This window comes from Draconibacterium sediminis (assembly GCF_000949475.1).
Taxonomy (GTDB): domain Bacteria; phylum Bacteroidota; class Bacteroidia; order Bacteroidales; family Prolixibacteraceae; genus Draconibacterium; species Draconibacterium sediminis.
In genome coordinates, this window is the sequence record NZ_JRHC01000001.1 from 1,298,195 (window position 1) to 1,314,223 (window position 16,029).

A 16,029-nucleotide genomic window follows, 5' to 3' on the forward strand; every position below is an offset into this window, starting at 1 on the left:
ATGGTCGTTTTTTAGGTTGTAGTGCACAAGCTAAGGAGCATCTTATATAATAATATCTCATGAATTTGATATTTGTGTTCCATAAAATATAAAAATTCTAAAAATGCGAAATTTCTACATCTCTAAAAAAATTGCTTTTGTTTTCCTGATGCTGTTTCTTGTAGCAGGAAAATTATTTGCGCAAGAGCCGGATGCCAGTCCGGTGAAAGGCGTTATCCGGGTAAAACTAACCCAGGAAGCTGCTCTTCAAATGGAGGGACACTCAGATGTTTCCCAGTTAAACCCGCTTCAAACTGCTATTCCCGGGTTTAATATTCTGAACAAAGAATACAACGCAACAAGCATGAAGCCGGTTTTTCGTGTAGCCGGAAAATTTGCCGAACGTCAACGAAAATATGGTTTGCATTTGTGGTACGAGATCAATATCGACAGCACCACAAATTTAAGCGATGCACTTTCGAAATACGGAGATCTGGATGCTATTGAATCAGCCGAATCAAAGAACCACTACTTTAGTTTGTCGGGTGGTGAAATGGTTGAAACTTCACCTGCAACAGAAAGAACTTTAGATGAAAAACCCAACGATCCGCTGCTTTATACGCAGTGGCATTACGAAAATATTGGACAAAGCGGCGGTACTCCGGGCGCTGATATTAACCTGATTAAAGCCTGGAAACTTGAAACCGGTAATCCGGATGTAGTGGTGGCTGTTATTGATGGTGGTGTGGATTATCAGCACGAAGATCTGGCAGCCAACATGTGGACCAACGAAGATGAAATTCCAGGAAACGGAATTGATGACGATAACAACGGTTACATCGATGACTTTTATGGATGGAACTTTGTAATGGGGGTTCCAACCATTGTTCCGCACGAGCACGGAACACACGTAGCAGGAACTATTGCCGCGGTAAACAATAACGGTATAGGTGTTGCCGGTGTTGCCGGTGGAAGTGGCAACGGCGATGGTGTTCGCATCATGTCGTGCCAGGTGTTTAGTGCAGTTCCGGGAGGTACTGATGAGTACGCAGGTGGTTTTGAAGAGGCGTTTATTTATGCTGCCGATAATGGTGCCACCATTTCGAATAACTCGTGGGGTGGTGGTGCTCCAAGCCAGGTAATGCTGGATGCCATCAACTATTACATTGATAACGCCGGTATCGACGAAAACGGTAATTCAACCGGCCCGGTACAAGGTGGCGGACTTCCAATTTTTGCTGCAGGTAACTTCAATAGCTACAGCGACTACATTGGTTTACCACGTGCTGCATACCCATCACAATATGATCTTGGAATTTCGGTGGCCAACACCAACCACTACGATATGAAATCAACATCGTCGTACTTTAGCGAGGTGGTTGATATTTCTGCTCCAGGCGACCAGATTTATTCAACACTGCCGGGCAACCGCTACGGTGGTCCGCACTGGGGGGGAACATCAATGGCCTCGCCACACGTTACCGGTGTAGCTGCTCTTATTGCATCAAAATATGCCTATCACATTACTACTGATGAAATCACAGAACGCTTGTTAAGCACTGCAAAAGATATTTATCACCTGAATCCGTCATTTACAGGCTACCTTGGAAAAGGACGTTTGGATGCCTACGCCGCGTTGGTTGATAATCCCGGAGTTGTTCCGGCAATTGATGACTGGGGATTTTACAGCATTGATGAAAATACTTTCCACATTGGTTGGATGCTCGTAGAAAATATTCAGGGAATCACCATCACCGATTACGAAATTTTGGTTGCTCCCGGCGAAATCACCGATACTACTTTCTTCAAATCAACCGCAACTGCCAGTGCTTTCCACTCAGCAGCCAGGTATTCATTCGATCAGTTTTATATCGAAAACCTGGAGCCAAATACAACTTATACAATAGCTGTTCGTGCCAAAGACCGTTTTGGCAATTTATCAGGTCTTTCAGAACTGTTTACAGCAACAACCTGGAAAGCTGCCGATGTGGAATTGCTTTCGAACGATACACTGGAAGTAAATATCGATGTTCAGGAAAGTAACCTGGGCTACGATAATTATTCTTTCCGTAACAGAGGAGAGGCATTTTCGCGTTATGACTGGGTAGTTAAAGGTTACGAAACTTTAGAGTTAAAATCGGCAGAGACTTTGCCTTCAACATACGGATTCCGCCTGGCCATGCAGGAATTAAGCGACGGTGGCCAAATTAGTATTGGAATGTATGCCAGCCCAAGCTGGAACGAAGAAACGTCGACTTACAGTTTTACCGACTCGGTTAGCCATGAAGATTTAAGTACACCTGATGAAATGGTGGGCCCCGGAAACTTAAGTTATGCCCAGGAAACTACCTACGAGAGCTGGATGTATGCCAACAAATTCGTGGCAGATCATGATATGGAACTTTCGCATGTGGGAGCATATATCGCAACCGAAATGTACGATGGATCGATGTTTAATTTTTCTATTCACGTAGGAGGTGAAGAATACCCCGGAGGCGAACCGGTGGCATCAGGCGGAAGTTATATAACCGGTTACCGCGATGGAGGCTGGTACCACACTACGCTTTCGAAAAATGTGGCCGTGAACGAAGGCGACATTTTCTGGGTTACCGTAACTGCGCCAAGAGGTGTTTACTTGCCTCTTGGAGCTAAAAATGCAACAGAATACAGCTACCTGCGAAAAGGGAAAAGTTATGCCCGTGTAGCTCCCGAGCAAAACTACATGACCGATATCGGTTCTGTGTTTGGCAAATACCTGATGATTCGTGCATACGAGTCGGTACGCAACAGCAATCTGGTAAAATTTACTCCAAGAAACGGAGACATTCAGCCTGATTCTGTTCAAAAGATCGACATTGAAGTAAACGGTAACTATTTCGATAATGGTACCCATCTGGTTGAACTGATGATGCGACACGATGATCCGAAAAAAGGAGCTTTATCGAAATTTGTAAAAGTTAATATAAGCGGACAGGAACCTAAGCTGGAAACCAACCTGAGTGCAGTTGATTTTGGCACCCAGTTTTTCGGAACTACAGAAAAAATTGAGCTGGAGTTAATGAACAAGGGCAAAGGAAACCTGAAAAACATTAACCTGAGCGGATTGAACAGCGAGTACGTAACCGTTTATCCAACTTCAATTCCGGAGTTGAAAGCGGGACACAAAACAGTTGTTACTTTAACAACAAAACCACAAAATACAGTGGCTTATTACCAGGGAGCATTAACCATTGGCAGCGACGATGGTCAGTTGCAAATTCCGGTACTGGCGAATTTTATTGAAGGTCCGGTTTTGGAAGCCACTGCACCAATGGAATGGTTAGGCGAAAACGCCCGTTTATCAGGCGATATTATCGATACCACCCTTGTTATTCATAACGTTGGAACTTATCCTACAAATTTCAATATTTCGGGCTATAGTTACCTAAAGAATATTACTCCTGAAAGTGGTGTTATTCTTGCCAACGACAGTGTAGTCGTTCATCTTACTGTTGATTTAACCGACCGTTCAGCCACAAATTCATCGAATACAACAATGACTGTTTATTACGATGGAAATCAACGTTTAAGTATTCCTTTCAAGGTTGAAATTCTTGGCGATCCGGAAATTACAATCGACACCAATTCGCTTGACTTTGGTAGTTTTATTGCCGGCAGCGGTATTACTGCAGCACAATCATTTACGGTTACAAACACCGGAACTGCAAGCGCTTATTACACGCTCGACAAACCATCGGCACCGTTCTCGAACAGCGAATATGTTAGTGCATATTCGTCAATTTCTCCGGGAACCAGCAAAACCTTTACGGTTGATTTTGCTCCTCAGAGTGTTGGAACATTCACCGATCAAATTGTTTTCAATCTGCTAACAGAACGCAGTGGTTCAGTAGTTGAATCATACATTGTTAGCCTTAATGGAACAGGAGGTACTTCGCCTGAAGCCGGATACAATTTTGCAGGCGATTTTAGCAAGGATACACTGGCTTATGGCAATAATCTGGGTAAATCGGCCAATATTACTATTAGCAATACCGGATCGGAAAAAGACCTGAACTGGTCAGTTTCGGCACCGGGATTTATTACCATCGATGGTAAAAAAGCAGAAGCCGATGGTTTTGATAACGGATATGGCTACTCGTACAATTATACCGATTACGAATGGATTGAGATTTCAGAGACGGGAACGTCTTTGGCCGATAACTTCACAAATTCAAGTCAGCGTTATGCTACGCTTAGCTTCGATGGATTCAAATTTCCTTATTTCGGAAATGAATACACTTCTCTTGTTGTTTCACGAAACGGATGGTTTAGTTTCGATCCGGCACCAGGAGCGTATTTCGGAAGCACTCCACACGATCTTCCTAACAGTTCAGCCGGCTCAAGCTATGCAAATGCTGTTGTTGCTCCGTTTTGGGTGAGCAATGGAGCCTTTTTAAGCAACGAATCGGATCTGTTGATATACGAAACCGACGAATATGTTGTACTTCAGTGGAACCACATTGGCTACTACTACCGTGGTTATGGTGGTGATTTCACTTTTCAGGCTGTTTTGTATCCAAATGGCGATCTCAAATTCCAGTACAAAGCCATGGAGACAACCGGCGAAATCTACCTGCCATATTACCGCGTAGGATTTGAAGGACCTCACGGAATTTATGGTTTAACAGAGAACGAAGATTACAGGTACGGACATGCTGCTTACCAGGGTAAAGCAATTAGAATTCAGCCGCCACTTTCAGGAACACTTGCAGCAGGCGAATCAAAAAACATTCAATTGCAATACACATCCGAAGGTTTAGAGGTGGGCGATTACACCGGAAAAGTGAATATACTTACAAACGACGTTAATAATTCAACTAAAGTTGTTGATGTGGCGCTTGCCGTTACAGGTGAATCAAATGTTACAATCAACCGCAACGAAGTTGTTTTTAATGATGTAAGTTATTTGTCAGCAAATCCGATAAGCGGAACAGAAACATTGTTGTTGGCCAACAGCGGAAGCAAACCGGCAAAATTAATTTCTGTTGAATTTGCAGGTGCAAATCCTGAGTTATTCTCTACCGATTTGGCTGTTAACGCTGAAGTTCCGGCATTCGATACAATTGCCTTTGAAGTGATTTTTGCAGCTGAAAATGCGGAAGCCAATACGGCTGAACTGATACTGACTTTTGAAGATGGAACTGTACTAAACGTTGCGCTTTCCGGCGATGCGGTTCTTCCTCCGGTATTTGCATACGACCTGTTGGAAACACTCGAAAACGATACCATGAAACTGGTGGTTAACGAGAATGAGCAAAACAATTTCCTTATTCAATTGGCTAACCAGGGAACTGAAAGTGCGTTGAATTATTCCATAACAATGGGAATTCTGCGCCAGGGCTGGGGAACCGATGGAATTAGCGAAGCAAGCCAAACCGGTGAAATTTTTGCCGACTCGCTGAACTATGATATGGCAGGCGAACCAATGGGACTATATGGTAATGGTGGCGAAGCAAAAGTTAGCACTGCTACTTTGTTTACTGTATCGCAACCTGAAGGATTTACTTTAACGCACATCAGAGACTACTTTAAACGTGGCGAAACAACCGCACCATACGTGATCCGAATTCTGAAAGGAAACGACCTGAGCACTGCCGAAACGATCTACTCCGAAGAGTATTTTACCGACGAGTCGGAGTTTGGCTTGTATACCATTCCTCTTTCGCAATCATTCTACTTCGAACAGGGAAGTCAGTTCTTTGTGGTTATCGATTTCCCAATGGAGATGCAATCGTTGTTTGGTTTCGATTTTGGCTCGCCAAGTACCGAAGGAAAATACTGGATATCGTACGACGGATCGACAACCTGGGAAGAGCTGCCTTTTACTTATACCTGCAAAACACACGCGCTTTCTGCCCATCCGGGACAGTGGCTGACTATTGACCCAAGAACGGGAGGAATTGTTGCCGGCGCTACGCAAGATGTTAATATCACTGTGGATGCTTCATTGTTTGAAGCCCGCTCGTACGAGGCAAGAATGAGCATTGTTCACAACGATCCAACACAGAAGAACCTTAACGTTCCGGTAGTGTTAAGGATCAATTCGGCACCTGTTATTGAGTTGCCTGATACCTTAACGATTGCAGAAGGAGAAGTTAAAGTGCTGGAAATTCCAGTTACCGATTCTGATAATGATTTAGTTGCTTCAGTTGAAGAAACTGCACCACTTATATTCTCCGAAAGCAATTACGCAAATGGAATGCTGACAGTGACTTTATCTCCCGATCATTTTGCAGCGGGAACATACACACTTGCCTATAAGGTTACTGACGAGTATGGCGCAGCAAAAGAATACTCTTGCGAAGTAAGGGTTGAAAATTCCAACCGCGCCCCCGTGGTGGTAACTGATTTGAGCGATCAAACATTGCATGTGAACTACGATTACCGCTTTAACTTTGGGAAATTATTCGCCGATCCTGATGGTGATTTGTTAACGTACACATTAACCACTGATGTTGATGGTGTGGTTGAAATTTTCACAATGAATTCGGAAGCTATTATTGTTCCGGTAGAGAAACACGCGGAAACTGTACTGAGGATAACTGCGACCGATATCTACGGCGAAAATGCTGAAACCAGCTTCATCGTTTCAACCAAACCCGGAAAGCAAACCTGGGTGCCAAATGTTTGGAATCCGAATGCTATGGTGATCGAGGCCGGAACTCAGCACGAAGAAGTATTTGGTGTTACCATAACAAAATCGGCCGAAGTTGTAGAGAGTTACATTGCTGAAGGTCCTGATTTTGTTTCTGCAAGGTTGAATGGAAAAGATATCGTGCTAGAAATGGATCCGGATATGAATGTTGAAGGCGAGTATTTTGTTAGCCTGGTAACGGAAGATGAAGACAATAACACTGTTTACCACGAAATTAAGGTAGATGTTCTGAAATCGGGCAGTACAGTAACTGACATCGACGATTTGAATGATAAACCTGAAATAAATGTTTATCCGAATCCGGCTACTGAACTTATACATATCAGCGGATTGGAAAATACCGGGAAACAAACCGTGCGTATTTTCAATAGCCAGGGAGCGGTTGTTTACAGCAAACTGCTAAACGAGTTGAACAATGACATTTTCGAATACAACGTTTCTGGGTTGACCTCAGGAACTTATCATATTCAAATTATTACTGACAATGATGTTGTGAGTAAAACCTTCATTAAATTGTAATAGTTAACTGTAGCTGTTAAAGCCGCCGGGGTTTCCGGCGGCTTTTTTTTGCTTAATATTTCTGAATCTGGTTCGCTTGAGGTATATCTAAAACAGATTAGAATATTTTGATTTAGTCTCTTAATTCAAAAAGGATATCGATAATTTCAACCGAAGGGGGTTCAACAACTTTGTAGGCTTTGCCAATGGTTTGGGCAAGTTCTGATTGGCGAAACTCATTCAGCGATTCATGTGAATCCCAGATGTAAACACCACCAAATTCGCCGGGGGCTCCAAGTTTTACATAGTACTTTTGAACAATGCCAGAGAGGGCTTTAAATTGCGGTTCTCTTTCGTGTGCTACCTGAAGCAATTCTTCTTCAGACAATGTTGTTTTTAAGCGAACAAACTGCATCACGGTACCTTTTTTCTTGTCACTCATAGCTTTTGTTTTATTTGTTCCGATGGTGGTTTTTCCTGCCCGAAGCGGACTCTTACATCATCTTTTCTGTTAGTATAAATTCAACAAGCAGGTTTGTGAATTGGTTTATATCGATCTTTAGGGCTGGCTGAATGTGTTGTTTGGTAGGTGAATGAATGTATTGGTTTTTCCAACTTTTTTGTAATTTCACTTATAATAAAAAATGGTTTTCCAAAAACGCTACCAGTCATGAAACACACATCCGTCATTTTTTTATTTGCTCTTTTGTTTTCGTGTTCTACCACCGGGAAATTAACCGATGAGGTGTTTAAGTCTACCTTGATCGGGAAGAGTGAAATGGAAATATATGCCCGATTGGGGCAGCCTGCCAAAACAGTTCCCATTGCCGATGGCGGGAAAGAAGTGATTTACGAATTCTACGGTAGAGACATTTCATTGGTACCTGACAAATCTCCGGTTGTAATAAATTCTCCCGGAGCGCAATCGAGCTATCGTACTCAGAACTGGAACAACTCAACTCTTACAACATCGCCCGATTACTCGGCCTACAACCGAAATGTAACCTACCTGAAAGTGTTGTTTGATAAAACAGGCAAAAGTTACCGTTTTGAACAAAACCTGTCGCGCGAGCAGCAGGAAATGTTTTACGAGAGCTTTAAACAATACCTGCCTGAAGAGAAGAAATAAAACGCCTGTTACGGGCCCAAATTGCTGTGCTTGTTTATTTTAACTTGTCGGCTACATTCCAAAGATCAAAATCACCGTAGTGTTCCAGCGAATTGCCACAGTGAACGATGATGATTTCCTTGTGTGGAATTACATAAATATTTTGTCCCAGGTTGCCGGAAGCCACAAACTGAAAAGTTGAATCGCAATTGGCGTGTCCCCACCACTGGTAGGTGTAATACACATGTTTACAATTATCGCCACCAAACCAATCGGGATAAATGTTACGAGCAATATCTTTCTTCTCGCGGGTAGATTCGGTTACCCAGTTTTCGGAAATTACCTGCTTGCCGTTCCAGTTGCCGTTATAAAGGAAAAGCCTGCCAAAACGCGCATAATCAATGGCACGTGCAATTAGCCGGCTGGGCATGTATTCAAAGCCCGATCGTTTACTGTCGATCGAAAACAGTGCATCGTACGCCATAATTTTCGACCACAATTTTTCTTCCAGGTATTCCGAAACGGTTTTATTTGTTACCCGTTCAACAATCAATCCTAAATAACTGGTATTGTAATTATTGTATTGAAACGATTTTCCGGGTTCTCTGGCGATTTCAACTTTCTTAAGTAATAGTTTTCTTACATTGGGGTGATAGTATCCAACCGCCTCGGCATGCCACGGAAGATGAATGTAAGTGCCCGGAATATAACCGGTAAAATATTTTAATCCCGAACGCATTTCAAGCAGATTTTTAATTGTTATTTTCTCAAAATCAGGATCACGTTCCTTTAGTTCGGGAATGTATTTTGTCATCGGATCATCGATACTTGTAATCAAGCCATCGTCAATAGCTGCACCGATTAAAAAGGAGATAAACGATTTGGCCATCGATTGCGAATGGAAATAGGATTCGCGCGAAAATCCGTTAAAATATTTTTCATAAAGAATGGTGTCTTTACGGATGTAAATCAGTGCTGTTGTTTGCGATTTCTGTGCCCATTCGTCAAATGAATCAAAGCCCGATTGATCGACTCTATCCTGAAATAAATTCTCCACATAATCATCATCAATCATTTTAACAAACTCAAAAGTGTCTGTAGAGCCTTCTATTTTTCGGTTCTCAAATTTTTGATAATCGTAAACATCGGCCACATTCATGATAGCCAAACGATAAACATAAGTTGGCGAATATTTTAAACACAACACCAGCAGGAAAATTACCAGCAGAACAAGAGGCGATAGGAGGACTATTTTTAGTACTTTAAAAAGGGTTTTCATTGTTTTGATTTATTCCTGAGATAGGTAACGTTTTGCGGTTTTAATTACAGCATATTTTTTGGGTATGGAAATTAGCCGGTAGTTCCCATGGCATTTGCAATGGCATTTACCGATAACAACAACTGGTTAAGCATTTCTTTGTTTTCGTCGGCATTGGCATCTTGTTGCCCGCGCCACTTATTAATGTAATGTACCTGGTAATTGTGAAGCGTATTAAGCGCTTCGGCACGTAACTGCGTGGAATAATAATGACTTTTTCGCCGCTCCTGCATCGGGCGTCCCAACAGCTCATTCATAATTTGCTGTGTTTTTTCAAACTCCTGCAGCAAGAGGTTTAAAACCTCAGAACGTGTTTCTTCATCTTTTACCAGGCCGCCGTAAAGCTGCATAATGTCTTTGTCGGTACTGGCCAAACTGGTATCAACATTGGTTAAAACATAGCGAATAAACTGGTTTTTCGGAATCAGCTTTTTTAGTTTGAGATATTTGTCGGGGTATTCTTTTTTCATTTTTTCAAGTGTTGATCCAACCCCGTACCAGCTGGTAATGTGGTAACGTGATTGTCCCCAGCTAAATACCCACGGAATGGCCCTGAGATCGGAGAAACTTCTTTTGCCGGTTCGTCGTGCCGGGCGCGAACCAATTTTACTTTGCTCAATTACATCGATGGGGGTGGCCTCCTGGTAAAAATCAAGGAAATGCTGATTTTGAAGCAATTCGGTGTAGGTGTTGAAACTTTCCTGCCCCATAAATTCCATTATCTCAGCAATATCGTCGCCATCTTCTTCTGGCATTTTGTGCAGCAGCGTGTTCAATGCATTCCCCGACATCATTAACTCGAGGTTGTAAACGGCATTTATTTTATTGGCAAATTTCTTTTCAATGCTTTCACCCTGTTCGGTAATTTTAAAATTGCCCGAAAGTGTTCCGTGTGGTAACGAACGCAAAAACCAGTGAATTGGCCCGGCACCGCGGCTTATCGAACCTCCTTTTCCGTGGAAAAATTTAATGTCGATACCATATTTTTTACCCACTTCCGTAATTTCTTTTTGCGCTTTGTATAAAAACCAAGCACTGGCCAGTATTCCTCCGTCTTTATTGCTGTCGCTGTAACCGATCATAATTTCCTGTGTTTTTACCGGCAGGTTTTGTGCCTTGCGCTGGTACTCCAGGCTGTTCTGAACTTCAGGATAACTAAAATATTCATCTAGTATGGCCGGACTGTCAATCAAATCCTGAATGGTTTCGAAAAGCGGAACAACATGCAGTTTTACAATCATGGTGTCGCGGAAAAGTGTAAGGCCGGCTTCGCGTGCCAGAATGTAAACCGTTAGCAAATCGCTGGCACTTTGGGTCATGCTAATAATTAGCGAGCCGATGGAATAGTGCGCATATTTTGAAATGTGGTTGTTAAGCAACTGAAAACATTCGATGGTGTTTTTCGATTCGGTATCGAGCTGGCTGTAGTCGTGCGTAAACGGACGCGCCGAGCGTAATTCCTTTTCCAGAAATGCTTTTTTAGCCTCCCCGGTCCATTCAGTATCTTTGGCGTTAAACGGATCTGATTTTTCTACCAGCTGTTGTAAGGCCAGGTGGTAATAGCGACTGTTCTGTCTGATGTCGAGTTCGGCAAGATGAAAACCAAATGACTGGATAAAATATATCGAGCGGTTAACCGATTGGTGGGCAATGTCGTTATAATTTGCTTCCAGCAAGGCGCGTTTTAGCAATTCCAGGTCTTCAAGCAATTGTTTTGAATTATCGTAAGTGCCTTTTTTTTCATCCAGCTCAAACAACTGCGAGTTTCCGATATTAAGCGGCAGCTTATTAATAAAAAGCTGTACAATAAGTTTAAATGCTTCGTTTTTCGATGCCGAAATAATCTTTTTCGTTTTATTACCCGTTTCGGCCACCAGTTCTTTAAACCGGTTAATCATAAACTCAGGCAAATCCGATATCTCGAAATAAAAACTCAGGTCGTCGGACAATCTGTTCAGTTCATTCTTAACCGTGATAAATGCGTTTAACCGAAGTTTATGTAAGGCTTTTTGGGTTACCTCGGCAGTAACCAGCGGATGTCCGTCGCGGTCGCCGCCAATCCATGTTCCAAATTTTAATCGCGGAAAATGGTTGTTCTGAATGAGTTGAGTAGAGTCGAATCCGGAAAATTCCCAGGCCTGAACAAGTCGCCGGTTTAACAGCGGAACCACTTCGGGGAAGACATTTACAAAGTAGTGAATCGCATTATCCAGCTCGTTTTCAACGGTTGGTTTTTCCATGTAAAACTCGTCGATGTGCCAGATGGAGGAAATAACACGTTTCATTTCCTCGCGGTTTTCCTGCAGTTCGTACGAATTGTACATCGAGTTTTCGCGTTTTACCAAAAGCAGGTACAGTTCGCGGTATTTTTTCAGAATTACCGGACGTTTGGCTTCGGTGGGGTGTGCGGTTAAAACCGGCTGAATCGAAATGTTATCAAACGATTCAAGTATTTTTTCTTCGGCAATTCCTTTTTCTTTTAAAAGATTTATGCTGTTGGCCCACAGTCCGTTTGTTGCCAGTAGTGAGTTAACTTCTTCGGTTTTTCGGCGTTGTTGCACAGCTCCGTTTGTTTCGGCAAGGTTTAACAACTGAAAACAAACCGAATACATATTAAAATGTTTTTGCGAAAAATGCCCGGCATTTTGTGAGTTTTCGTCACCAATCCACGGCATTACAGCTGCTACTTCGTTTTCGCCATTTTCGATTAGTACTTCGCGGAAACAGGTTAAGAGAAATTTGAGATCGGAATATGGTTTTCCAAGTTCTTTGATCAAAATCTGCAGATTCGACATCTTGCTATTGTTTTTATTTATAAACCATAACAATTTAAAAGAAAAAAGTTTTTCGTCATAATATTTTTTGCCGGGGAGTGGTTGGCAAAATCTGTTTGTTTGGGGTGGCAGGTTGTTGAAATTAAGTGTTTTGAGGTTAGTCGATTTCTGGTTTTATTGAAAAGCTGTGGTGCCGGGAACTTTGGCTTATGCCGGGCAAATGACACTAGTAAAAAGGCGCTGCTAACACTTATGGAAATTTGGGAAAGCAGACAGGTTCAGTGTTTTCTGCAATATTTTTAAGCAGGAACGGCGCACATTCGCATGGCTTCTTCGTTTAAAAAGGCCTGTGCCTGACCATAAGATTGCAGGTTTCTTTTTGTGGTGAAAATATGAATCTTCAGATCAGGGTGATCAACCTCTTCTGAAAAAACTTTAAGTTTCCGCGGAACATTTTGCATTGGAATAATTTCACCGGTTTCGTAGTTGTACGTGTAGTCATCATGCTCGGCAAACACAAACTCAATACCTGATTGTCCGATTGCCAAATCGTAAAAACGCGAGAAAACGATGTAAATCCTTCCGTTGGGCATTCCGTAATAATGCGCCGGGAAAGCAGTGGGGAGGTATGATGCGGGGGTTTGGTGAATGATTTTTGCAAGTGCTTTCATATCTTTTTAAATTAAAATGTATCAATAAGCGTATTGAACCAATTGATATTGATATCGACTATAGCCAGTCGTAACACTATTAACTCATCATAACTCCACTTTTGGTGGTGCCTGATTAATTTGCCTATATAAGTATGTTAAAACGTCCTTCTACTATATATTCTGCAAATTGCCAAAAGGTAATCCTGTAGTGCTTTGTAATTAACCGATTTAAGGTTTTTTGAACAGGATCTAGGCAATTAGCGGATTATGTCTCCGAAAAATACTGAATTCGAAAATAGCTTATTGGTGCCCAGCCATGTTCCTCTGAAAGTCATATTATCATGGTAGCTTATCAGCTTACCTCTGCCAATATTTTGAACAGTAACAACAGGCGCATTTTTTAGCCGGTTTATATTGTCATCCGAAACCCATCCGCTGAGGTAAGGCGATTGGCTGAATTTAACCGGCTCGACATATTTCTTTTCTAGTGAATTGGCAACTGTTGTGCTCGATTTAAAAATAGCCAGTTGTTTATCGGAATAGCCAAAACATAATGGGTGTGTTACGTCGATGTCGGTTTCGAAAATAGCGCCGCTAATGTAATTCAGACTTTCTTCTTTACTGCGTTCTGCATAGCTTAAATAACGTGTTGAATCGGGCGAAACGGGCTTTTGAAAAGTGGTGTTGCCGATTTGGTTTTTGGCAGCCCAGGTGGTTGCGTCTTTATAGGCGATTAAAGTTCCGCCTTCGCTAACCCAGCTTTTTAACTTGTTTATCTCTGTTGTTCCCCATTCCGTGAAATTTCCACTCAGGATAATCGTGGTGTAGCTACTAAGTTTTATTTTGCTTAGCGAACTGCTTTCGGCAAGTGTTAAAGGAATATGATAACGTTGATCAAAAAGATGCCAGATCTCGCCAATATCGCGGCTGCTGGCACTGCCACCGGCAAAAGTTAAAATTTTAGGTTTGGTAAGCGGCTCAAAGCTGTTGCTTCCCAAATCAATGCCTGTGGGTGTTAATCCGCTCGATACGGCGTAGATATCAACTCCGGTATTTTGTGCAACATTTTCCAGAAACGCCTTTGCCTGGCTGCCCGACATAATTTGGTCCTGAACCGGAATAAAAATACTCCCGTACGAAAATGCTTCTTCCTCGTCATTGCCCGCAATCGTGAATTCTTTTGTGGCTGCATAGGTACGCAACCCGGCATTCTGAATTTTATAAAGTGCTTCGGCTGTTGAATATTCGTCCCAGCGGAACAGGTAACCAACTGGATTATCTGCTTCAAGAAGTTTCCCTGCAATTTTTTGAGCTTCAACCGGCTCGTCGGACAGTGAAACGCCGTTAAGACTGCCTAGTTTTGCAGCGTGCAAATCGTAGGCGTGCGGGAAAGTCCAGGTGGATACATCGTAAAAAGTAGTGTCGGTAAACTCATGCACTTCTTCAAAAATTGAATGGATCAGGCGGTATTGCTTTTGATTAAGCGGAACAACATAAGAAGTGCTGCTTTCAAAAGTTTGTCCATCGGCTTCCAGCTTACTTTCGTTCTCGTAAACTTCAATTTGATGGCGGTTTAGCAAATCAACAAAATGTTGCGTTTTAACGCGGTCGGTGCTACCGCCAAAAATGTAGGCTTTGGTTTTGCTTTTCGCCCCAAGGTCGAGTGCCGAGCTGTAAAATTCTTTTTGCATATCAAGCAATTCGTCGTGTAAATTCATAGCGGCTTCCAACGTCGACAGGCTGGTTGCAAACTGGTTGCGTATACCAAATGCCAGAGCCTTTTGTCCATTCGATGTATTTCTGTATCGGCCTCTAAATCCAGCTTGCTCGAAAAGAATACCAATGCTTCCGTTCACATCTGGATATGATGATCCTTTGCCGAAATAATAGTCGTCAAATTGTTCTTCAGTAAAATATGTTGAACCGATTTTATCCAAAAACTTTGCGTGGTAATCGCCTATTTTATGGGTAAGCTCGTAGTTCTTTTCGGGAGTAAGCGGATTGTTTCGGCTTGGTACACCCGGCTGAAAGAAGAAAGTGGAGTTGGCTCCCATTTCGTGGTGGTCGGTAACAATGTTCGGTTTCCATTCGTGAAATTTCTGCACGCGACCTCTACTCTCGGGATGTACCAACAACAAATAATCACGGTTCAGGTCGAACCAGTAATGATTGGTTCGTCCGGCCGGCCACACTTCCTGAAACTGGCGGGAATTATTATCGCCGTTGGGTGTTGCACTTTGGTGCATGTTGGCCCACATGCTGTGACGTGTAAATCCATCGGGATTTAAACACGGATCAACAATAATGATGTTCTTTTCCAGGAGTTTATCAATTTTTGCCCCTTCGGCGGCAGCCAGGTAGTAGGCGGTTAGCACCGAGGCATTTGTGGCACTCGATTCATTTCCATGAACACCATAAGTTAAACTAACCACCAGCGGCACATCGCTTTTGGCAATATCTTTTCCCGGCTCAGAGAAATTATAATGTAGCTCTTTTAATTCGTCCAGATTCTGCTGGTTTTCGGGCGAAGTAAAAACCAGGTGAACCAGCGGTCTGTTTTCATACGATCGGGCATATTCATATAGAATTGCCCGGTTGGAACTTTGGGCAATTGTTTTTGCATAGTACAAAACCTGGTCGTGGGTGAGGTGCCATTCTCCCATTTTTTGACCGAAAAACTTTTCAGGTGTGGGTATTTCACTATTATAAGTAACGTCGTCAGGTAAAAAGTAGGACAGTTTTTCCTGCGCTTGTGAAAAAATAATAAGAAATAAAATAAAAATTGTTGTAACAGATCGCTTCATTTTTATACTATTGTTAAATAAGAAGAAGGGTAATTGGTTTATTGGTTTCGAAGATTGAAAAAATATCAGACATTTCAAATAAAGATGCTAAAAAAAGCCTTGTTGCAATGGATGATTGTTTTTGTTTATTAAACTTATTAAACAAATTGTATAAAATTCTTAGAGGCTTAAACCTACAGAGTAAATCAAAGTCAAATAAAT

The 16,029-nt window shown here is 42.2% G+C and carries 7 protein-coding genes; 2 read left to right on the forward strand and 5 right to left on the reverse strand.

Features of this window, described 5'->3' with window-relative positions; all coding sequences use genetic code 11:
- Positions 1 to 103 precede the first annotated feature (103 nt).
- Complete coding sequence (locus LH29_RS05375; protein ID WP_045026480.1) at positions 104 to 7,192, forward strand: S8 family serine peptidase; 7,089 nt, start codon at positions 104 to 106, stop codon at positions 7,190 to 7,192.
- Between the two features lie 112 nt (positions 7,193 to 7,304).
- Here LH29_RS05375 and LH29_RS05380 read toward each other — a convergent pair whose 3' ends face one another.
- Positions 7,305 to 7,613, reverse strand: coding sequence for a hypothetical protein (locus LH29_RS05380; protein ID WP_045026482.1), 309 nt, complete (start codon positions 7,611 to 7,613; stop codon positions 7,305 to 7,307).
- Between the two features lie 228 nt (positions 7,614 to 7,841).
- On the opposite strand from LH29_RS05380, the gene LH29_RS05385 reads away from it, so the two are divergent.
- On the forward strand, positions 7,842 to 8,300 hold the full coding sequence (locus LH29_RS05385; RefSeq protein ID WP_157493574.1) for a hypothetical protein: 459 nt from the start codon (positions 7,842 to 7,844) through the stop codon (positions 8,298 to 8,300).
- 34 nt (positions 8,301 to 8,334) lie between these two features.
- Here LH29_RS05385 and LH29_RS05390 read toward each other — a convergent pair whose 3' ends face one another.
- The 4 genes from LH29_RS05390 to LH29_RS05410 all read right to left on the reverse strand — a co-directional run bounded on the left by LH29_RS05390 (position 8,335) and on the right by LH29_RS05410 (position 15,828).
- Positions 8,335 to 9,558 carry a serine hydrolase domain-containing protein gene (locus LH29_RS05390; RefSeq protein ID WP_045026488.1) on the reverse strand — a complete coding sequence of 408 codons (1,224 nt, stop codon included), beginning with the start codon at positions 9,556 to 9,558 and terminating at the stop codon, positions 8,335 to 8,337.
- Positions 9,559 to 9,629: 71 nt separating this feature from the next.
- A complete protein-coding gene (locus tag LH29_RS05395) occupies positions 9,630 to 12,392 on the reverse strand; it encodes a phosphoenolpyruvate carboxylase (protein ID WP_045026490.1) in 2,763 nt (920 codons plus the stop codon).
- A gap of 278 nt (positions 12,393 to 12,670) precedes the next feature.
- A complete protein-coding gene (locus LH29_RS05405; protein ID WP_045026495.1) occupies positions 12,671 to 13,042 on the reverse strand; it encodes a hypothetical protein in 372 nt (123 codons plus the stop codon).
- 239 nt (positions 13,043 to 13,281) lie between these two features.
- On the reverse strand, positions 13,282 to 15,828 hold the full coding sequence (locus LH29_RS05410; protein WP_045026498.1) for a M14 family zinc carboxypeptidase: 2,547 nt from the start codon (positions 15,826 to 15,828) through the stop codon (positions 13,282 to 13,284).
- Positions 15,829 to 16,029 lie beyond the last annotated feature (201 nt).

Coding starts and splice junctions, on each gene's coding strand:
- LH29_RS05375 (WP_045026480.1), top strand. CDS start 104: ATGCGAAATTTCTACATCTCTAAAAAAATTGCTTTTGTTTTCCTGATG.
- LH29_RS05380 (WP_045026482.1), bottom strand. CDS start 7,613: ATGAGTGACAAGAAAAAAGGTACCGTGATGCAGTTTGTTCGCTTAAAA.
- LH29_RS05385 (WP_157493574.1), top strand. CDS start 7,842: ATGAAACACACATCCGTCATTTTTTTATTTGCTCTTTTGTTTTCGTGT.
- LH29_RS05390 (WP_045026488.1), bottom strand. CDS start 9,558: ATGAAAACCCTTTTTAAAGTACTAAAAATAGTCCTCCTATCGCCTCTT.
- LH29_RS05395 (WP_045026490.1), bottom strand. CDS start 12,392: ATGTCGAATCTGCAGATTTTGATCAAAGAACTTGGAAAACCATATTCC.
- LH29_RS05405 (WP_045026495.1), bottom strand. CDS start 13,042: ATGAAAGCACTTGCAAAAATCATTCACCAAACCCCCGCATCATACCTC.
- LH29_RS05410 (WP_045026498.1), bottom strand. CDS start 15,828: ATGAAGCGATCTGTTACAACAATTTTTATTTTATTTCTTATTATTTTT.